20 protein-coding genes and 1 rRNA gene are annotated in these 18,244 nt (G+C 45.4%); 12 read left to right on the top strand and 9 right to left on the bottom strand.

Features of this window, described 5'->3' with window-relative positions; translation table 11 throughout:
- The first annotated feature begins 2 nt into the window (after positions 1-2).
- The 5 genes from JGK11_RS03260 to JGK11_RS03240 all read left to right on the top strand — a co-directional run bounded on the left by JGK11_RS03260 (position 3) and on the right by JGK11_RS03240 (position 3,994).
- Positions 3-980: a hypothetical protein gene (locus JGK11_RS03260; protein ID WP_293210555.1), complete on the top strand. Its 978-nt coding sequence runs from the start codon at positions 3-5 to the stop codon at positions 978-980.
- A gap of 133 nt (positions 981-1,113) precedes the next feature.
- Positions 1,114-2,205 carry a hypothetical protein gene (locus JGK11_RS03255; RefSeq protein ID WP_293210553.1) on the top strand — a complete coding sequence of 364 codons (1,092 nt, stop codon included), beginning with the start codon at positions 1,114-1,116 and terminating at the stop codon, positions 2,203-2,205.
- 146 nt (positions 2,206-2,351) lie between these two features.
- The gene (locus JGK11_RS03250; RefSeq protein WP_293210551.1) at positions 2,352-3,074 is read left to right on the top strand and encodes a DUF433 domain-containing protein; all 723 of its coding nucleotides are present in this window, start codon (positions 2,352-2,354) and stop codon (positions 3,072-3,074) included.
- A gap of 122 nt (positions 3,075-3,196) precedes the next feature.
- Positions 3,197-3,478, top strand: coding sequence for a hypothetical protein (locus JGK11_RS03245; protein WP_366038516.1), 282 nt, complete (start codon positions 3,197-3,199; stop codon positions 3,476-3,478).
- A gap of 234 nt (positions 3,479-3,712) precedes the next feature.
- Positions 3,713-3,994, top strand: coding sequence for a YiaA/YiaB family inner membrane protein (locus JGK11_RS03240; RefSeq protein WP_293149023.1), 282 nt, complete (start codon positions 3,713-3,715; stop codon positions 3,992-3,994).
- 176 nt (positions 3,995-4,170) lie between these two features.
- Here JGK11_RS03240 and JGK11_RS03235 read toward each other — a convergent pair whose 3' ends face one another.
- The 4 genes from JGK11_RS03235 to JGK11_RS03220 form a co-directional block, all read right to left on the bottom strand.
- The gene (locus tag JGK11_RS03235; protein ID WP_293175344.1) at positions 4,171-4,638 is read right to left on the bottom strand and encodes a ferredoxin; all 468 of its coding nucleotides are present in this window, start codon (positions 4,636-4,638) and stop codon (positions 4,171-4,173) included.
- 494 nt (positions 4,639-5,132) lie between these two features.
- On the bottom strand, positions 5,133-5,519 hold the full coding sequence (locus tag JGK11_RS03230; RefSeq protein WP_293175346.1) for a DUF1257 domain-containing protein: 387 nt from the start codon (positions 5,517-5,519) through the stop codon (positions 5,133-5,135).
- A gap of 40 nt (positions 5,520-5,559) precedes the next feature.
- Positions 5,560-5,769, bottom strand: coding sequence for a DUF2997 domain-containing protein (locus JGK11_RS03225; RefSeq protein ID WP_194071124.1), 210 nt, complete (start codon positions 5,767-5,769; stop codon positions 5,560-5,562).
- Positions 5,770-6,069: 300 nt separating this feature from the next.
- Entirely contained in the window at positions 6,070-6,942 is an 873-nt protein-coding gene (locus JGK11_RS03220; protein ID WP_293210547.1) for an ABC transporter permease, read from the bottom strand.
- Between the two features lie 323 nt (positions 6,943-7,265).
- Here JGK11_RS03220 and JGK11_RS03215 point away from each other — a divergent pair, with 323 nt between their 5' ends.
- Both JGK11_RS03215 and JGK11_RS03210 read left to right on the top strand, forming a co-directional pair.
- On the top strand, positions 7,266-8,594 hold the full coding sequence (locus tag JGK11_RS03215) for a pitrilysin family protein (RefSeq protein ID WP_293210544.1): 1,329 nt from the start codon (positions 7,266-7,268) through the stop codon (positions 8,592-8,594).
- Positions 8,595-8,967: 373 nt separating this feature from the next.
- Positions 8,968-9,996 carry a C39 family peptidase gene (locus JGK11_RS03210; protein ID WP_293175352.1) on the top strand — a complete coding sequence of 343 codons (1,029 nt, stop codon included), beginning with the start codon at positions 8,968-8,970 and terminating at the stop codon, positions 9,994-9,996.
- Between the two features lie 372 nt (positions 9,997-10,368).
- Here JGK11_RS03210 and nadC read toward each other — a convergent pair whose 3' ends face one another.
- Positions 10,369-11,226, bottom strand: a complete 858-nt coding sequence (gene nadC, locus JGK11_RS03205) for a carboxylating nicotinate-nucleotide diphosphorylase (protein ID WP_293210542.1) — start codon at positions 11,224-11,226, stop codon at positions 10,369-10,371.
- Between the two features lie 295 nt (positions 11,227-11,521).
- On the opposite strand from nadC, the gene JGK11_RS03200 reads away from it, so the two are divergent.
- Entirely contained in the window at positions 11,522-11,878 is a 357-nt protein-coding gene (locus JGK11_RS03200; RefSeq protein WP_293189466.1) for a DUF2281 domain-containing protein, read from the top strand.
- A 101-nt stretch (positions 11,879-11,979) separates the two neighbouring features.
- Here the strand turns inward: JGK11_RS03200 and JGK11_RS03195 are convergent, their stop codons facing one another.
- A complete protein-coding gene (locus JGK11_RS03195; RefSeq protein WP_293210540.1) occupies positions 11,980-12,546 on the bottom strand; it encodes a hypothetical protein in 567 nt (188 codons plus the stop codon).
- 130 nt (positions 12,547-12,676) lie between these two features.
- Between JGK11_RS03195 and JGK11_RS03190 the strand changes: the two genes are divergently transcribed.
- The 4 genes from JGK11_RS03190 to JGK11_RS03175 all read left to right on the top strand — a co-directional run bounded on the left by JGK11_RS03190 (position 12,677) and on the right by JGK11_RS03175 (position 16,368).
- Entirely contained in the window at positions 12,677-14,998 is a 2,322-nt protein-coding gene (locus tag JGK11_RS03190; RefSeq protein WP_293189470.1) for a calcium-binding protein, read from the top strand.
- Positions 14,999-15,360: 362 nt separating this feature from the next.
- The gene (locus JGK11_RS03185) at positions 15,361-15,645 is read left to right on the top strand and encodes a hypothetical protein (RefSeq protein ID WP_293189472.1); all 285 of its coding nucleotides are present in this window, start codon (positions 15,361-15,363) and stop codon (positions 15,643-15,645) included.
- On the top strand, positions 15,642-16,094 hold the full coding sequence (locus JGK11_RS03180) for a nuclease (RefSeq protein WP_293189474.1): 453 nt from the start codon (positions 15,642-15,644) through the stop codon (positions 16,092-16,094). Before JGK11_RS03185 ends, JGK11_RS03180 begins: the two co-directional genes overlap by 4 nt.
- 79 nt (positions 16,095-16,173) lie before the next feature.
- Positions 16,174-16,368, top strand: coding sequence for a hypothetical protein (locus JGK11_RS03175; RefSeq protein ID WP_293189476.1), 195 nt, complete (start codon positions 16,174-16,176; stop codon positions 16,366-16,368).
- Positions 16,369-16,422: 54 nt separating this feature from the next.
- Here JGK11_RS03175 and rrf read toward each other — a convergent pair.
- The 3 genes from rrf to sufR form a co-directional block, all read right to left on the bottom strand.
- A 5S ribosomal RNA gene (gene rrf / locus JGK11_RS03170) occupies positions 16,423-16,539 on the bottom strand.
- A 265-nt stretch (positions 16,540-16,804) separates the two neighbouring features.
- The gene (locus JGK11_RS03165) at positions 16,805-17,182 is read right to left on the bottom strand and encodes a hypothetical protein (RefSeq protein ID WP_293189478.1); all 378 of its coding nucleotides are present in this window, start codon (positions 17,180-17,182) and stop codon (positions 16,805-16,807) included.
- A 202-nt stretch (positions 17,183-17,384) separates the two neighbouring features.
- Positions 17,385-18,074 (bottom strand): iron-sulfur cluster biosynthesis transcriptional regulator SufR, encoded by a 690-nt coding sequence (gene sufR, locus JGK11_RS03160; RefSeq protein ID WP_293175372.1) that lies wholly within the window; start codon positions 18,072-18,074, stop codon positions 17,385-17,387.
- Between the last annotated feature and the right edge of the window lie 170 nt (positions 18,075-18,244).

The following is an 18,244-nucleotide window of genomic DNA, read 5'->3' as shown; positions in this document are numbered from 1 at the left end:
TTATGACACTAGCAAATGTTAAAGATAGCAAAGCCAAAATTTTGCAAAGTTTTCAGCAGATTTTAGCAGAAAAGAAAAAGATTGAATCTAAAGTCGAAACGAAAGAACAATCAGCCGAAAAAGCTAAAAATAAACAACTCCTCGAAGTCGCCTCTACCTACACAATTGACAGCATTGTTAAAGGCTTGGCAGACTTACAATTAGATTTCGGTAGCATCACCAGCGGACTTTCCGAAAAACTGAAGGCGGAATCTTCAAAATTAGATGAGTTAAAAAAGGCGATCGACATTGAAGCTGAACAATTACAAGAGTTGCAGCAAATTCGAGTTGTAGCAGATGCCCTCCACATTTTAACTCAAGAGCATCAAGAAAAATTGACTGTACTCGAACAAAATGCTGCGAACCAACGTGAAATTATCGAAAAAGACACGACCCAAAAACGCAAGACTTGGGGGAAAGAACAGCAAGAATTTGACACCGCAGTTTCCGAAAAAACTGCATTCACAACTAAACAGCGCCAGCAGGAAGCGGCAGATTATCAATACGAATTGCAGCGCGATCGCAAAATTGAAACCGACGAATACGAAGAAACGAAGCGCAAACTAGAACGGGAATTGCAAGAGTCTACCCGCGAAAAAGATAAAAACTGGGCAGAAAGAGAAAAAGTCCTCAGCGACAATCAAGCGGAGTTTGAAAAGAATCAGACCAAAGCTGCGGGATTTGAAGAAGAACTCAAACAGGCTTACATCAAAGCTAAAGAAGAAGCAATTCAAGAAGTTTCCCGCGAAGCTAAAGTCAAGGCAGATTTAGCGGATAAAGAATGGGAAGGAAGCAAGCAGGGATATGAGTTGAAAGTACAATCTTTACAGCAGACAATGCAGCGCCAAACTGAACAAATCGCCGAAATTTCTGCACAACTGCAAGCTACGATGAAGCAAGCACAAGATTTGGCAATGAAAGCTTTTGCGAGCAAAGCTTAAAACCCGGTTGGTAGTGAGGCTTTTAGTCCTTTCCCCGGTTCGCAGTGAGGACTTTATTCATTATTTTCTCAACACTTGAGGACTGAAGTCCTTACTACGAAACAAATTCCCAAATATTAACAAATGAAAAGCCATGAACAAAAAACTTACGGACAAAAGCACTAAGGCTGAAATCTTAGAAGCGTACAAGGAAGCCGCGCAAGAAAAAGCTGCGTTAGAATTGCAAATTAAACAGCTAAATGCTTCTCCAAAACAACCAGCAGCAGCAGCAGCAGCACCAGAAAAACCTATTGTGGAGGCACAAAAACCAATGGCTTTAACTCAATCTCAACAAAAAATGCAGTCCACAATTGATAATTTAATCTTGCTACAATTTGGCTTTGGTGGCGCTGTCAGCGAGTTGTCGGAAAAATTAACTTCGGAAGCTGCTAAACTGGAAGAATTGCGGCGCACAGTGGGCGACGAAATTCAACAACTGCAAGAGTTGCACAGTTTAGAAGATGTTGCGGAAGATACGCTGGATAATTTGATTCAGCAGTACGAAGAAAGTGCGAAAACTTTTACTAACGAACTCACCGAACAGCGCGATACTGTTGAACAGGAATTGCTGGAACAGCGTCTAGCTTGGGAAAAAGAGCAGGAGTTGCAAAAGTTGGCTGTTACAGAACGCAATGAGAATCAGCAAAAAAATTGCGATCGGGATGAAGAGTTGTATGATTACGATCTGAATCTTCAGCGAGATTTGGATATCGAAGGATACGAACAGCGTCAGAAAAGGCTGTATCAAGAAATTGAAGAGTTTCGTCAGGAACAGGAGAAACAGTGGGCGGAACGGGAAAAATCTATTTCGGAACGGGAAAAATTGTCTGCTGAAGTTAAGGCTAAGGTGGAAGCTTTCCCGAAGGAACTGGAAGCTAATATCAAGAATGGGAAAGATAATGGTCGCAATATTGGCAATTATCAAGCTAAGGTTAAGGCTGATTTGTCGGCTAAGGATATCGAGGGACAAAAGCAAAATTATGAATTGCAAATTCAAGGAATGTTGCAGACAATTCAAAATCAGGAATCGCGGATTGCGAGTTTGTCGAAACAGCTTGATTCTGCTTTGAAACAGGTTCAAGATTTGGCGGTGAAGGCGATTGAGGGTTCGTCGAATTTGAGTTCTTTCCAAGCTGTGAGGGAAATTGCGATCGAACAAGCCAAGACTCAGCAGAAAAATAAGTAATCCGCAGCGCTGTCAGCAGCTAAATAGGTTGCTTTAGATACCCGGTTTCTTGAAGAAGTCGGGTATCTGGGTATGGTCGGGAGAGATTTTTGCGATCGCCCGCGAACTGTGCAAAAATATAAGTATTTAGAATTAGGACAACTGCTATGGCTGATACTAACAACTTTGAACTGCGGGATATTCCGATATATTCTATCCCTCAAGCAGCACAATATCTCAGGCTGCGGAGAGATATGTTGCGACATTGGGTTGTTGGCTGGTACTCGCAAACAAAAACGGACAAGCACTTCTTTGAGCCGTTGATTGAGTTACCTCAACACAATAATCTTGAACTGCTGCCCCAGTCCAAAACTAGACTACTTTCTTTCACCAATTTGGTAGAGGCTCATGTGTTGATTGCTATTGTTAAGGCTACAGGCTTCTCCCGCCAGGAACTTAGTACGGCTCTCAAATGCGTCAACCGTAATTTTTCTAATCCTCACTTATACGCTCGAATTGAGTTTCAAGTCGAGGGAATTGCTCTTTTGTTTGAGAAATGCGGACAGAAGCTTGCAACATCGGACAGGAAGCAGGAAGCGAGGCAGATTCTAGACACTTATTTCGATCGCATTGTACGAGATGAAGCTGGATTACCTATCAAACTCTTCCCTTTCACGAAGCTACCAGGTTCCGACGAACCTAAAACAGTGATGATTGACCCCACAATCTCCTTTGGCCGCCCTGTTTTAGCTGGAACTGGCATTCCCACAGCTATGCTGGCAGAACGTTACAAGGCGGGTGATTCCATAGACGAACTTGCCGAGGACTACAATTGCTCGCGCCTCCAAATAGAGGAAGGTATTCGCTGCCAACTTCCGCTAGTAGCATGAATGAGATATTTTTTATTGACAGATGTTTAGGAAAAAAACTGGCAGATTCATTACGAAATTCGGGAGCTACAGTAGAAATTCACGACGATCATTTTAGTCAAGACCTCAATGATTAGGATTGGCTGAGGATAGTTGGAGAACACAATTGGGTGGTACTTACAAAGGACAAGAAAATTGCTAGTCGTCCTTTGGAGTTATTGGCTGTGGCTCAAAGTAATGTACGGCTGTTTGCATTTGTGGGTGGCGATGTTTCTGGAGTTGTAGTGGCACAAGCTTTTGTAAATGCCTTGGAAAATATGCAACGATTTATTCGTGGGAATCAATCACCTTTCATCGCTAAGGTGTACCAGTCGGGTTTGGTAAAGCCCTGCAAGAACCGAAAAGAACTTTTGAGAATGCTCTAAAACCAGTGAGTAAATCATCCCAAATCAATCTCCCTTAGTGCAGTTTCCTAACTGTCTACTCCCACCAAGTCTTTAGAGAGCCTTAAACCCTATCTACAGCGATCGCATTTTTACTAAAAATATCGATCGCCCTGTGCACTTATCCAAACTGTCCCTATCTCTCCCGATCGCTTCATTTATACTCTCTATTATTGAAGTTAATGAACCAAAAGATATATTTTAGATAGAGGCATTATGCAGCAACAAATTGTACGTCAAAGAGATACTAATGCTTGGATTTTACAGTGCTGGGTTTCCTTTATTCTAGCTATTTCCACTACGGCTATAGGTGTCATTTATCTGCCCGTAGATATCTGGGTAAAAAGTTTCGTGGGTATGGGTTTAACTTTTTCGGTTGGTTCGTCTTTTACTTTAGCAAAAACGATTCGGGATAACAATGAGGCAACTAGATTGACTGCGAGAATTGATGAGGCTAGAGTTGAGAAAATTCTCGCGGATCACCATCCTTTGAAATAATCTGTTGTTCATAACTTGGGGGTTGACTCGGCGGTTGAAACCGCTGCTATACAAACGAAGTCCGCCTCCGCGGACTAAGAGTCGGAGAAAGTTATATTTTGTATAAAAAATGCCCGCGCAGGCGGGCTTTGTTTTTGTCGCCACAGGTTTCAAGCTGTGGATTTTGATTGTGGGTTTCAATAGTTGTGTTTGAACTTACGATCGCCCTTAGCCTTCTGGCGCTGGCGAACACCCGCCTGAACTGTAGCCATATCCACGGGAAAACCAACTACGGGAATCACCTGATCCTTACGCTCTTCTTCGAGGTTCTTGAGTTCGGTGTAGTCAACCCAGTGAATGCAATTTACCGGACAAGTGTCGATCGCCTCAGCAATCAACTCTTCGGAATCTCCGTCTTGTCGGACTACGCGCGATCGCCCGTAATCCGGCTCAATGTAGAAAGTATTGCGAGCAACATGGGCGCAATGCTTGCAGCCGATGCAGGTAATCTCGTCAACATAGACGCCTTTTTGGCGCAAAAATCCGCCCAACTCCGGTTCTAAACCAGTGCGATCGGGCGCATCCCGCAAAAATCCGCCCAACTCCGGTTCTAAACCAGTGCGATCGCCTGCTGTATCTATTCCGAGTCCAGAAAGCTCAGACATTTAGATCCCTCACAATATTGACACTCCCCGACCTAAAGGTACGGGGATTCTTAAGACATTTCTGTCAAAATATCCCGCGCAAGCGTGGGTTCCCAGGCTGACTACGTTTGCACTCTCAAGTGCGTAGTCATATCTCCTCAAAAATGTTTTGGGCGTAGACTTTCCCCCAGTCCGGGGGTAGGTTTTTAAATCTTGTCTGATTTGTTTATCCTACCATATTCATTTTTAAACAGTTGACAGTTGACAGTTGACAGTTGACAGTTGACAGCGAAGTGATAAGAACGGAGATTTAAACTCCGTTCTTATCACAATCTGCCTAAAGGCAGGGGCTTCAAACCCCCGCTATTCGGTGAAGATGGATTTTTTATTTTACTTAAAAATGGCAAAAAGCCGTGCTACAAGGACAGGGTTTTCAACCCAATTTTCTGATAATAAATAAGTCCGCACGGGCGGACTTGAGATGAGACTTGAATTGTAAAAATCTCAAACAACCCTTAAGCGCACCAGCGCTGAACCACCAAGCGGATCGAACCGTCTTGATTTTGCTTTTGCTCAGAAACTTGGAAACCCTGCTTAGCGCTTTCATTCACCACAGTATGGTAAGCGTAGCGCTGAGTCACCTTATTCAGAAAACGATCGACAGACCAAGCTTGCTGCCAAAATTGCAAATCCGCCACCAATTCATACTCAGTCCCGTTCCAGCTAAAACCTAAGTCATAGCCGTTTTTTTGCTCAATCACCACCTCAGCAGTGCTGGTGAGGCCGCGATAGCCGCGCACCTCAGTGGGGCCAGACTTCCAGTCGATACCCAAGTCAGTTAAAGCAGCTTCCAAAGAATTCAAATTGCGGATCTGGGTTTTAATTTGGCTAAAGTGTGACATGGTGGTTCCAAAAAAATTTAAGTGAACTGAACAAAAAAGATTACCAATCGCTAAAAGCCACTTGGGCCGTCGCTTCGGCTGACTGATGCAGCACTTGCGCGAAATATTCAGATGTTGACTCTTGATGAAGCACCACACCGAGCTGGGCTTCAATTGCTGCCGTTACCTCAGCGCAGGAAGCACCGACAATGCCGGTGACTGTTTCCTGTACGCGGCCATCTGGATAAATGACAAATTCTAGTGTTTCCATAATCCGGGCTGACTGAATAGGAACAATAATGACACCGACACCAGCAAGCCGGGGACGATGCCTCCTGAGGTCGCTTCTTAAGAGTTGGCGGACTGACAAACCGCTATATCAATTTTGACTAATTGATAGGTTTTGAGTCACAACTTAACAGAAGTTATTAATAGGTAGAAGCAATACATCAGTTGTATGTAAAGTTTCGCGTACATTGTGACACCAGTCAAGTTGATTTTAGATTTTAGATTTTAGATTTTAGATTTTGAAGCCAAAAGTATAAATTCTCCCACTGTCCGACTCTCCCCTTTAATTCCCCCTGGGGTCTAAAACGTCTCGCAGCCCGTCGCCTAAAAGGTTGAAACCCAGAACTGTCAAGGTAATCAGCAAACCGGGAAACAAAATCGTCCAAGGAGACGAAAGAGCGTATCCGCCTTTGAAAGCATCGGAAAGCATCGTCCCCAACTCTGGGGCTGGTGGCTGCGCGCCCAAACCGAGAAAACCCAAACCAGCAGCTTCTAGCGTCGCTGTACCTGTGGAAAGAGTTGCTTGTACAACAAGCGGGGCGAGACTTCCCGGCAAAATGTGGCGAAAAATAATCCGCAAGTCGCTGGCGCCTAAGGCCTTGACAGCTAACACAAATTCTTGTTCTCGCAGGGATAGCACCATGCTGCGTGTGAGGCGGATGTAAATCGGAATTTGGACGACGCTGACGGCGATAATTACGCTTTGCAAGCTGGGCCCGGTGACGGTAACAATGGCGATCGCCAGTAAGATCGAAGGAAAAGCTAGCAAAATATCCGCCAAAATCCCGATCGCCACTTCAGCCCATCCGCGAAAATATCCAGCCAAGAGCCCCAACAGAGAGCCCACAAATAATCCCGCACCCACAGAAACCAGGCTGACAATCAAAGATATCCCCAATCCGTGCCATACCCGCACTAACAAATCCCGCCCCAAACCGTCGGTTCCGAACCAATGTTTGACGCTAGGAGCCACTAATCGGGATAAATAATCGCGATCGACCGCAGGATTGTAAGGGTAAATTAGGGGGGCTAACACTGCCACAACAATCAGCGCTACAGTCAAAATTAAGCCGATTTTCCCGGAGGTCGATCGCCCAAATCGCTGCCAAGCAGGCTGTGAAAATATTAAATTTTTATGCAATTTTCGATTGTCCATTGAGTGCTGTCACCAAAAAACTGAGGACTTTGCACAAATTATTAAAATAAATTAACGATCGCGATCGGCAACGACGGAGCAGCCATCGCAGAAATCTTAACAGGACTTCCGCCTAGGAGTGAGGAAAAAACCCGGTTTCTCGCAGAATATTCGGTTTGGTAACGAGGTATCTAGGAAGAAACCGGGTTTTTAGCCATTTGGTGCGTCCAAGAGTGAAAAACCAGAACGATCGCAGTTTTTATAGCCAATGGCAGATGCCAAATGCCCGATCCCTTCGTAAAAGACCCTTTAAGATATAGATAACAAGATAATTTTAAAAGCGCATGACATCAACCCTACTCAAAGCCTCCTCCAAATCGCCCCTCAACGCCCCAACAGTGCGCCATTTCCCCAACGGCCTCACAGTTATAGCCGAACACTTGCCGGTCGATGCCGTTAACCTCAGCGTGTGGATGAATTTAGGCTCAGCCGTTGAATCCGACGAAATCAACGGTATGGCGCACTTTTTAGAACACATGATTTTTAAGGGAACTCCCAGCATTCCGAGCGGAGAATTTGAGCGGGCGATCGAACAACGCGGCGCTGTCACTAATGCAGCTACCAGCCAAGATTACACGAACTATTACATCACTACAGCTCCTAAAGATTTTGCCGAACTAGCCCCGCTGCAAGTCGATGTCTTGCTCAACGCCAGCATTCCCGATGACGCCTTCGATCGCGAACGGCTGGTAGTATTAGAAGAAATTAGACGATCCGAAGACAATCCGCGCCGCCGCACCTATCAGCGATCGATGCAATTAGCCTTTGAAGTCCTGCCCTACAAACGACCCGTACTCGGCCCGACTTCCGTCATCGAAAATCTTACCGCCCAACAAATGCGGGATTTTCACAGCAGCAGATACCAGCCAGGGGCGATGACAGCAGTCGCTGTAGGTAACTTGCCGGTCGATCGACTAATTGAAATTGTCGCAGAAAGTTTTGCCACCAAAAGCACAGCACAAAACAGCACCATAAATCTGCCCGCCGTCAGCAGCTTTCACCCAGAATCGGAAATTCTCAACTACGGCCAAGAATCGCCATTTACCGAAACAGTCCGCCGCGAATTTGTAGACTCAGCCCTCCAGCAAGCTCGACTGATCGTCATGTGGCGGGTGCCAGGTTTCGTGGAAATGTCTGAAACCTATGCCCTCGACGTTTTGGCGACAGTCTTGGGCCACGGGCGCACAACTCGCTTGGTTAAGGATTTGCGCGAAGACAGAGGGCTAGTCTCGTCAATTTCTGTCAGCAACATGACTCAGCGACTCGGCGGTGTATTCTCGATTTCTGCTCAACTAGCGACAGAAAATATAGAAGAAGTGGAAGCAGCTATCGTCGGACACATCCGCACTCTACAAACCGAACTGGTGACAGATGCCGAAATTTCCCGCATCCGCACCCAAGTAGCAAATCGGTTTATCTTCGGTAACGAAACTCCGAGCGATCGAGCAAGTTTGTACGGTTACTATCAGTCGATGGTAGGAGATATCGCTCCCGCGCTCAACTACGCAGCCTGTATCCAAGCTCAAACTGCCGAGGATCTTCGGGAAGCCGCCGTCAAATACCTATCTCCCGACGCCATGGGTGTGGTGGTAATTCGCCCCAGCGAAGCATAAAATCGACTTTTTGCTAAACAGCGCGATCGTTTCATGGCTAAGCTAGGGAGACTTGCAACGGCACAAAAAAGTTAAATTATCGTCATCTTAGATTAGAGAATACTGCGTCATATCACGTCCGATCTACGATCGTCACAAAAAAAGGTTCGTAGTACGGACTTTAGTCCGCAACTTAAGAGCGGACTAAAGTCCGTACTACGAACCAATCTTATTGCGATCGATCGACCGGACACGATATCAAGTTCGATCGGCTGTCGCCTTAAAGGTTTGTATCGAATCATGAATACAAAGCCCTTAAGGTGCGGACGATCGGTAAAATTGCCGTAATTTTCTGAGAGTATAAACTTGGAATCGTTGAAGTGCGCAGGGAAGCATGAAATTACAAAACTTTCTCAAGTCAAAAATTAGGTATGATTCTAGGGCGATCGCTGCGGACGACGAACTGAGCCGCCAAATTCAAAGTCGCCTCATTGACCTAGGTTTACTGAAACCTCCAGTAGACGGCATCTTTGGCCCTCTTTCTACCGCAGCCCTCCACCGATTTCAAACCCTGATGAAGTGCGGCGAGCCGGGTTTTTTGGGAGCAATCACAGCCCAAAAGCTGATCGAAACCAAACCGGGGGACATTCCCAAACCTCGCCCCATCCTGAAAATCCTCAAAGACACAATTTTTAAATCAAAACCGCTGGCGTCTTCTCAACTTCAGGAAGCGGAAAAACAAGTAATCCCAGCGGGAAAAGAGTTTGAACTCCTAGCATTTGCTCCGATTCGCGGTCATATCAGAGTTGCTCTCCGCAACGAGTCTTTCAAAGGTTCAGGGATTTGGTATGTTTACGGAGGACACGCTCAAGTTACTCTAGACGGCGTTTTGCTGTATCCCAAACCGAATCCGCCGACTGTCAGACTGGGCATTCCTTATCGATCGCAAATGGATAACTTGTACAATCCTACAGGTTCTTGCAATGTTACTTCCATCGCGATGTGTTTGGACTTTTTGAGAGTTCCCCGGCGCCAAAAAACCGGACAATATGAAGATGAACTCTACCAATATGCGATCGACAAAGGTTACAGTCGCTGGGAACCGAGAGATTTAGCCAAAATTGTTAGAGATTACGGCGCTCAAGATTACTTTACCGAGAATGCAACGATTGATGACGTTCAAGATTGGCTCGCCAGCGGAAATCCCGCTGTCATCCACGGATACTTCACATCTTTCGGTCACATTATAGTTGCCACAGGCTACGACAGCGAAGGATTCTTCGTTCACGATCCCTATGGCGAATGGTTCCCCACGGGTTATGACACAACTGTCAGCGGTTCTTACTTGCACTATTCCTATCGCTTAATCCGCAGCGTTTGTATGGCTGATGGGAATTTTTGGGTGCATTTTATCTCGAAGTAGTTATTGGTTATTGGTTATTTGTTATTTGTTATTGGTAATAACTAACCAATAGAACCCTCCCAAAATGCCAATTTTGAACAGGCAGGATGCCTGTTCCACAACAATTATGGGAGATGTCTAATAATTGACTGTTAACAGTAGTCAGTTGATAGTTGTAAACCGGAGTATCTCATTTTTATAAAAAGCATTTGTCTTATTATAGTGCTGTCCCCGCTCGCGTATTGTACAATACGCGAGCGGGGACGCTCGCACTATAGATAAAAAACGCGAGCGGGGACGCTCGCACTATAGATAAAAAACTGAGATGCTCCCACTGACAACTGTCAACTGTCAACTGTCAACTGTCAACTGTCAACTGTCAACTGTCAACTGTCAACTGATTTTCATACTTAAATCCAGCCAAGTCGATCGCGTAATTGGAGCACTCGTAGAAATATAGTCAACTCCGGTTTCCGCCACACTCCGAATAGTTTCCAAAGTCACATTCCCGGAAGCTTCAATTTTTACCCGATCGCTCTTTTCGCGAATTATTGCCACAGCCTGCCGCATCAAATCGAAGGACATATTATCCAACATGATGATATCCGCCTTGTGCTGCAATGCTGTCTCTACCTCAGCCAGAGTTTCCGTTTCAACTTCGATTGTCAGCGGATAGGGGATAGAATTGCGAATAAGGGCGATCGCCTCGGCAATTCCCCCAGCCGTCGCAATGTGATTGTCTTTAATCATCACCGCATCATCTAATCCCATGCGATGATTGCAAGCACCGCCGATTTGAGTCGCGTATTTTTCCAACAATCTCAATCCTGGTGTTGTCTTCCGAGTATCCACTAATTGCACTGGCAAATCGGCAATTTTGTCAACATATTTCTGAGTTAAAGTAGCGATGCCACTCAAACGCATTGCCAAGTTTAAAGCTACTCTTTCTCCCGTTAGCAGCGCATCGAAATTGCCGGAAATCTCGGCGATTACTTCTCCTTTTTCGCACAGTTTCCCTTCGGGTACTTGGGGGATGAAACTGAGGCTGCTGTCTAAAAGTTTAAATGTGCGATGTGCGATCGGCAATCCAGCGACGACTCCAGCCTCCTTGACAATCCATTTAGCAGTACCCTGGATGCTGGCTGCGGGGAATAAAGCCGATGTTGTGCGATCGCCCCTACCGATATCTTCTAGCAGCCAGTTGTGCAGTAGGGAGTCTAAAACTATCCAAGGTGGCAATATTGCTGTCATGTTTTTGTCGGTTGTTATATCAATAGGAATTACGCATCAAAACCCAAGAAACCGGGTTTTTGCGATTGAATTGGGCTGTAACAAAGAATCTCGGAAAAAACCCGGTTTCTGACTACCCGTGCGTCTAGGACTGCTACTAGGAATAATAGTCGATCGGGTGATTTTCGGCAAGTTGCAGAATGATGATGGTGTGAGTGCGATTTTGGGCGATCGGGCTAGATAATCGGCTATTCTGTTGCTGACATTGGGTTTTGGTGCTTTAATGGAGTAGATGGGGCGATCGCGAGCAGAAACCATGATACAGCCAGTCATTTTAGAAAAATTAGAAGAACTCCCTGAGTCTCTTCAGACAGAAGTGCTTCATTACATTGAGTTTTTGATAGAAAAGCAGGCTAAAAACTCAACCCAAGAAAAGCCAACAAAGAAGCGTCGAGTTGCCGGAACAATGAAAGGAATGTTTGTTCTACCGCTGCCTGATGACTTTGATGAGCCGCTTGAGGATATGAAGGAATACATGGTTAACCGATACGCCCAAGAGGCTCCTCAAACCGAAAAAGCTGCCAAGCGAGGCGGACTGGGAATTTGGAAAGATAAAATCTCGATGTCTGATGATTTTGATGAACCTCTCGAAGATTTAAAGGATTATATATAAACATGAATATTATACTGGATACCCATACTTTTCTCTGGTACTTGGAAGACAGTAAAGAATTAAGTTATAAAGCAGCATAAATTATTGAATATCGCCCTTAGCTATGATAATTCACGCAATATTTTGTCGATTACCGCATCCGGCAAACCAAGCAACTGAGCGATTTGAGATGGTTCGATACCTTGACTGTGCAATTTGCAAACGACTTCAGCGACATCAATTTCCAGCCGTTCGATCTGAGTTTTGAATTTCGATTCAGTGGGGCGATTGTTGTCAGAGTTGCTAGGTCCAGAAGGACAGGGTTTGAGGTTGAGGGTGTGAACGTATTCGACGTATTGATGAATATAATCTCTGCCGAAGTTTGGAGTATTGCTGATATTTCTACGATCTAGCGCAGCTTTGAGATTGCCTTTTTGCATCTCTTCATCCATCACTGCGGAGAGAGTTTTGAGCAGCTTGTAGCCGACTTCTCGGACATATTTTGTAGTGTAGCGGGTGTCGCGGGCGATCGTTTCGTAGGTTTTGCCATCATACATTCCCTGCAACACTAACTGTTGTAGCGTGTTGAGATGTTTGCCTGTTTTTTCAAATATTAGACCATCGACCAATTTCAGCAGTTCGTTATCGTCAGGGACGGCTTGCAACGGGCGATCGTCGTTGGGCTGCATGGGTTAAGTGAAGAAATATAAAGTTAAGGAAACTTCGGGCTTTTTCAGTCTTTTTCGGGCTTTTTCAGCCATGACATAGATGAGACAGGTGAGGTAGATTTCTTAAATCACCAACACAAACCAACAGTGTATGCCTGACAATTTAGCTTTGCTGGACAAGAACGATGACATATTGAACGGTAGCAGCACCAAGGATCGAGAGGATTGTGGCTGTGGATCGAAAAAAGCCGCGACTCAAGAGACGCTATCAAATTCTCAGAATATCCAGAATATCTTTAGCTTGGGAAGCAACGATACGCTAGAAAGTTCTGTCACGCAAGACTTTTTGAATGGTAACACAGGAAACGACTTTATCTCCGGTAGTGCTGATGGCGATATTGGGCGATCGACTTCTCAAGTCGGTAGTGGCTCACTTTCGATCGATGGTAGTGCTTACATTTTGACAGAGGGAAGCGACACATTTACGATTCCCCTTGGCTTGCTCGATACTCTTTTAGGTGGTTTGCGAGGCTTAGGCGGTGCGGATTCGATTACAGGCTCAGAATCCGGGGATATCGTCTATGGCGACGAAGGAAATGACCGAATTGAGGGCCGAGGTGGTGCTGATTTGCTCTACGGCGGCTTGGGAAACGATTTTCTCAGTGGCGGTGCGGACCAAAATGGTCTCCTTGGCGGTGAAGGTGCAGACACCTTGCAGGGTGGTGAAAATGCTGATGGTGTCAACGGAAACGCAGGTAAGGACGTAATCTTCGGCGCAGGCGGAGACGACTTTTTGCGGGGTGGTCGCGGTAACGATATTATCAATGGGCAAGATGGCGATGACTTCCTGATTGGCGATTTGGGCAATGACACTCTGACTGGTGGTGCGGGTCAAGATATATTTTTTCTGCGCTCTGAGGCGGCTTTAGGCTCTCCTACTTTTGACTTAATTACTGACTTTCAAAGAACGATCGATTTCATCGGACTTAGCACAAATCTTAGGGAATCCGATATTGTTTTGGAGTCGAAGGTGCAGCCGTCGGGCGGTTCGGCTGTGGATATTAAGGTGGTTGCAACAGGGGCTTTGTTAGGTACTGTGTTGGGAGTGACACCAGAGGATTTAAGAGGTCGATTCAGACCTTATGATGTGGAACCAGAGCGTCCTGAAGATAAAGTCACAATTGATTTACCGGAAGTGAAAAAGCTATCTGATAACAAATTTCAGATGGAATTTCCGGCGAGTGATGGTAGCAAATATATAATTGTTTTTCAAGATGATGCTGACGGACGTTTTGTAGAATCAGTTATATTTGTACCCAATCGCACAACGGGTGTTCGTGGTAGTACAACGCGCTTCAGTCGAGATGGTACAAGTGCGGATATCACGCTTGAGGGATCTAATGAAACGGCGCGAATTGAGTATCAACAGAGCAAAGAAACTGGAAAGCAGGATCGAGGTGTTATATCGCGGCTCAAGGATGGTCAGATTATTGACTCTGTAACTTTTCCTGTGCCAACCGAGCCAACTCCAATATCGACTACTCCTGAGCCACCAGTTACTTCTCTTCCAGCTACCAATCCAGATTTTGCAAAAGCTTGTGAGTCGCTTAAAAAGTTCTGTGAAGGAGCTAACAAAGTGGGTGGAGTGGTGGATTTTGCTGCTAACGTTGCAATCGTTGGTGGTTTAGCCTTTGCTCCGCTTGAACTTGTTGGATTAGGATTGAAGGGAGTATCGACTGCGTTAAAAGTCGTTAATTACAGTTGTATAGTGCTTAGGGGTGATGATAAAGACGTTGCTGGTGCAGTAATTCAAGAATTGTTTGGAAAGGCAATTGAGAAAGTGGCCAAATCAGGAGAACTTGCAGGAGACTTGGCAGAAGGTACAGGAAAGAAGTTAGATCTAGCTGCATCTACTGCTGGACTCATTGATTTATTTCAGAAAAAGGAGCCAACAGCCTCTAAAACAGACTTTTTACCTAAGCTCCGAAAGTCTCTGGGGATAGACTTTTGCGATCGACCTGCGACTACTCCTCAACCAGCACCAACTTGTTTGGAACAAGTCTTTAAGGCAGAAGTCATCCCTTCAGTTCTCAACTATGGAAAAACGGTAGAAGTCAAAGTCACGTACTGCGATCCACAAAACAAAATAAACAACATATTCGTAAAACTTGGGACAAGAAGTGGTGAAATACAAACCAAAAACATTCCCGTTTCCTCTTCGAGTGGCACGGTAAGTTTTGAGATCCGAAGCAAGTCAAACTCTTATGGGGACTGTTATGACTTTGATACTGCGTCCGGTGGTAGCCCAGGAATATCGCAGAGTGTGGTCATTGAAGGTATAAGAGACAACGCTAATGGGTTCGCTTCATTCGGGGCTCTGCCTAATTTTAGGCTTGGTGGTGGATTAGTTTTTCCTATCCCTGGCGGTACTATATTCGACAGTTCCGGTGTGTGTGATATGGAGTTGGTTTAAGGGCGATCGATATTTAATAAAATTTGTAGGGGCGGGTTCACCGATGATTTGTGCCACCCACCGATAATCTTGATAAACCCGCCCCCACCCAACGAATAATCCCGAATAACCATCCTCGCCTTATCGTTAAATTGAATTAATTGTTAATTTTTGGGTGGGTGGGGGCGGGTTTTTGTCATTTGTCGATGGGTGTCAAATATTTCGGCGAACCCGCCCCTACAGTCATCATTTGGTGTGCTCGCCATTGGTAGGAGCAATTCCCCCGTGGTTGCCCGTTTTGCGATCCTCTGTTTTTTAATGATCGATCGCCAGTTTAGCCTAGTAGGTTGTAAAATATAAAAGTATAGCTATAAAAACACCCTATGACACTCACCCTCACTCTGACACGAGAAATAGAGCAATACTTAACACAAAGAGCAGAAGAGCAAGGGCTTTCGACAGAAGCATACACTCTGCAACTGCTGATAGAACATATTCTGCTAAAACAAACGCAGACAAAATCGGTTAATCTGCTTCAGTCTTGGATGGATGAAGAAAATGCCGAAGAGCAGCAAGAAACAGGTGAGTATCTAATTCAGGCTCTTGACGAAGATCGTTTATCCGATCGCAAGCTATTTCCTATTGAATTAAAAGGTGTAAGTTGGTGAGCAGAGTCGTTGTTCTGGATGCAGGCCCAATTGGTTTAGTTACGAATCCAAAGCTATCTCCTGAAAGCACCCTTTGTACTCGCTGGTTGCAAACACTTATTACATCCAATATTCGAGTGATTATTCCCGAAATAGCCGATTACGAAGTTCGCCGAGAGTTGCTGCGGGCAAACAAGGTAAGGGGTATTGCTCGATTAGATGAATTAGCCAACTTGGTCGAGTATTTACCCATTACAACTGTTGCTATGCGACAAGCTGCGATGTTTTGGGCACAAGCTCGTCAGCAAGGACAACCGACAGCAGGTGATAAGACGATTGACAGCGATATGATTTTGGCAGCACAGGCGATGACTCTTGATGTTGTGGATGTTGTAATCGCGACAACAAATGTCGGTCATCTTTCTAGGTTTGCGACCGCCGATTTATGGCAAAACATCAATCTCGGTTGAGATTCTGGTGCTGATTAGACATCTTCCGTAATTATTGTGGAACAGGTGTACGCCTTATGAACTACTAGGAAATTAATTTATGTTGCAAGATGAAATCGTAGAAGAAATTCACAAAATTCGTGAAGAGTATGCCAAATCTTTCAATTATGACTTGGATGCCATATTTGCAGACTTGCAGAAGAAACAAGCTGAAAGCGGCAGAGAAGTTGTGAAATTGTCGCCAAAGCGCCTTCTAACAGGGCGTTGGAGCGGACGGGGCAAAAATATTCTGTGAAAAAACTAAAGCTCTTTTCCGTTGTTGTGGGAAAAGAGCTTTAATTTATTATTAACCTGGCACCGAGCTATTTTACCGGGCAGTGACCCGCCGAGTATCTTCGCCATAGCAACGTTTAACAACCGAGTTCGGGATGGATCGGAGTGGTTCCATTACATCATAAGCACCAGGAAAGCTTTGAAAACTTTGAATCCTGTGTCTGCGTTAAGTTTGATGCGCTGCATCTCTTTTGCTCGACATTTATTACATTACCAAACTCCCCTCAGTTTGTCAAGCGTTTTTTGAAATATTTTTTTGCTGAGATGTTGCACCTTTCTCGCTGAACAGGCTTTCCGGCCTGTTCCACAAAGAGTAAATTCTCTTGTGGGGAGTAGGGGTTGGGCATCCTGCCCGCCCATCAGCCCGATCGCAAATCCAAAAACGCAGCATCCATACCCTACTCTCTGCGAATCTTCGCATCCTTCTCAAACCACGCCACAACCTGCTTAACTGTTAATTGCTCGATCGCCCCTCCAGCTTCCACAGCAATCTGCCTCAAAGGCCGCAAAGACGCAACCACCAAATTCGTAAAAAAGTTTTCAAAACTAGCATCAAGCTCGATCGACCCTTTAATACTCTCATCATTCTTAATCCAATCCATCACCTGCCCATTAGTCACCTCAGCCACCGGCAAACCAGTCTCCCCAGCAATTTGCTTCAACACCCTCAAAGCATAAATAGCCAGCCGCGCCGAAAACTTCTCCTTCGACGACAACAGCGCCATATCAACTTCCGCGCACTCTTCCGGCTTTAAAAAATCAGCTAATGGTTCCATAGTTATTAGTTACTTGTTATTAGTTACTTGTTACTTGTTATTTGTTATTTGCGATGCCCTGAGCGTAGTCGAAGGGTTATTTGTTATTGCTAATCCGTGACATCCGTTAAATCCGTTACAAAATCCGCTGCCGAACCGACATCCGTTAAATCCGTTACAAAATCCGCTGCCAATCCGCCATCCGTGACATCCGTTAAATCCGTTACAAAATCCGCTGCCGAACTTCCTTCCTCGCAATAATCAAATAACCGCAACGGTGCTCCCCATCAATAATCCAGTGAGTGCGCTCGATCGTACAATCCGGCAACACAGCCGCAAACATCTCCAACTCATTACCACAAACACTCGGAAAAGTTTCAGCCACATTAGAAATAGCACAATTGTGTTCCATAAACACAAATCGATCGCCCTTATCGCGATCGCACAAATCATCATCCACAGAATCTACAGGATACCACTCAGCCATGTAACCTTCATCCCTGCGAAGCTCCATCAACCTAGCCACCCGCTCTTGCAGCGAACCCGCACCCATCACCCTGCGGTACTCCATCGCCTTACGTTGCCACTGTTTTCGCAAGATAGAAATCACTTGCTCGCGGCCAACAGTCTCAGCCAACGTATCCAGAAAAGAAATCGCAAAATCGCCATAACGATTCGGGAAGCGATCGCGCCCCAGACTGGTAAGCTCATAAATGTGCTGCGGTCGCCCCATCCCAGCCTGAACCGACCGATACTGAATCAGCCCCTCCCCCTCCAAATCCTTCAAATGACGGCGAATCGCCTGGGGGCTGACATCCAAAGACTCCGCCAACTGGAGAGCCGTCCCTTGACCCCCCTTGAGCAAAAACTGCAAGATGTCTTGTTTAGTGGAAGTCTGCTGAGTCTGCATCATCTTCACAAAAAAATATTTCTGAGACTTTGACAATATCACTATTGTTAATGTAGCTTAAAATATAGTAAAGCAACAGATTTGTTGTTTAACTTAACCGAGCAGTCCAGCAAAACTCGCTCAAGCCCAGACAGGGATTCCCCGTCTGCCATCTTTGAGAGCATTATCTAGAA

This window comes from Microcoleus sp. PH2017_34_RAT_O_A (genome assembly GCF_020737885.1).
Lineage (GTDB): Bacteria > Cyanobacteriota > Cyanobacteriia > Cyanobacteriales > Microcoleaceae > Microcoleus.
This window is presented reverse-complemented; position numbering and strand designations above follow the sequence as displayed.

What these genes read in the sequence shown, in the direction of transcription:
- JGK11_RS03260 (WP_293210555.1), top strand. Translation starts at nt 3, where the DNA reads ATGACACTAGCAAATGTTAAAGATAGCAAAGCCAAAATTTTGCAAAGT.
- JGK11_RS03255 (WP_293210553.1), top strand. Translation starts at nt 1,114, where the DNA reads ATGAACAAAAAACTTACGGACAAAAGCACTAAGGCTGAAATCTTAGAA.
- JGK11_RS03250 (WP_293210551.1), top strand. Translation starts at nt 2,352, where the DNA reads ATGGCTGATACTAACAACTTTGAACTGCGGGATATTCCGATATATTCT.
- JGK11_RS03240 (WP_293149023.1), top strand. Translation starts at nt 3,713, where the DNA reads ATGCAGCAACAAATTGTACGTCAAAGAGATACTAATGCTTGGATTTTA.
- JGK11_RS03235 (WP_293175344.1), bottom strand. Translation starts at nt 4,638, where the DNA reads ATGTCTGAGCTTTCTGGACTCGGAATAGATACAGCAGGCGATCGCACT.
- JGK11_RS03230 (WP_293175346.1), bottom strand. Translation starts at nt 5,519, where the DNA reads ATGTCACACTTTAGCCAAATTAAAACCCAGATCCGCAATTTGAATTCT.
- JGK11_RS03225 (WP_194071124.1), bottom strand. Translation starts at nt 5,769, where the DNA reads ATGGAAACACTAGAATTTGTCATTTATCCAGATGGCCGCGTACAGGAA.
- JGK11_RS03220 (WP_293210547.1), bottom strand. Translation starts at nt 6,942, where the DNA reads ATGGACAATCGAAAATTGCATAAAAATTTAATATTTTCACAGCCTGCT.
- JGK11_RS03215 (WP_293210544.1), top strand. Translation starts at nt 7,266, where the DNA reads ATGACATCAACCCTACTCAAAGCCTCCTCCAAATCGCCCCTCAACGCC.
- JGK11_RS03210 (WP_293175352.1), top strand. Translation starts at nt 8,968, where the DNA reads ATGAAATTACAAAACTTTCTCAAGTCAAAAATTAGGTATGATTCTAGG.
- nadC (WP_293210542.1), bottom strand. Translation starts at nt 11,226, where the DNA reads ATGACAGCAATATTGCCACCTTGGATAGTTTTAGACTCCCTACTGCAC.
- JGK11_RS03200 (WP_293189466.1), top strand. Translation starts at nt 11,522, where the DNA reads ATGATACAGCCAGTCATTTTAGAAAAATTAGAAGAACTCCCTGAGTCT.
- JGK11_RS03195 (WP_293210540.1), bottom strand. Translation starts at nt 12,546, where the DNA reads ATGCAGCCCAACGACGATCGCCCGTTGCAAGCCGTCCCTGACGATAAC.
- JGK11_RS03190 (WP_293189470.1), top strand. Translation starts at nt 12,677, where the DNA reads ATGCCTGACAATTTAGCTTTGCTGGACAAGAACGATGACATATTGAAC.
- JGK11_RS03185 (WP_293189472.1), top strand. Translation starts at nt 15,361, where the DNA reads ATGACACTCACCCTCACTCTGACACGAGAAATAGAGCAATACTTAACA.
- JGK11_RS03175 (WP_293189476.1), top strand. Translation starts at nt 16,174, where the DNA reads ATGTTGCAAGATGAAATCGTAGAAGAAATTCACAAAATTCGTGAAGAG.
- JGK11_RS03165 (WP_293189478.1), bottom strand. Translation starts at nt 17,182, where the DNA reads ATGGAACCATTAGCTGATTTTTTAAAGCCGGAAGAGTGCGCGGAAGTT.
- sufR (WP_293175372.1), bottom strand. Translation starts at nt 18,074, where the DNA reads ATGATGCAGACTCAGCAGACTTCCACTAAACAAGACATCTTGCAGTTT.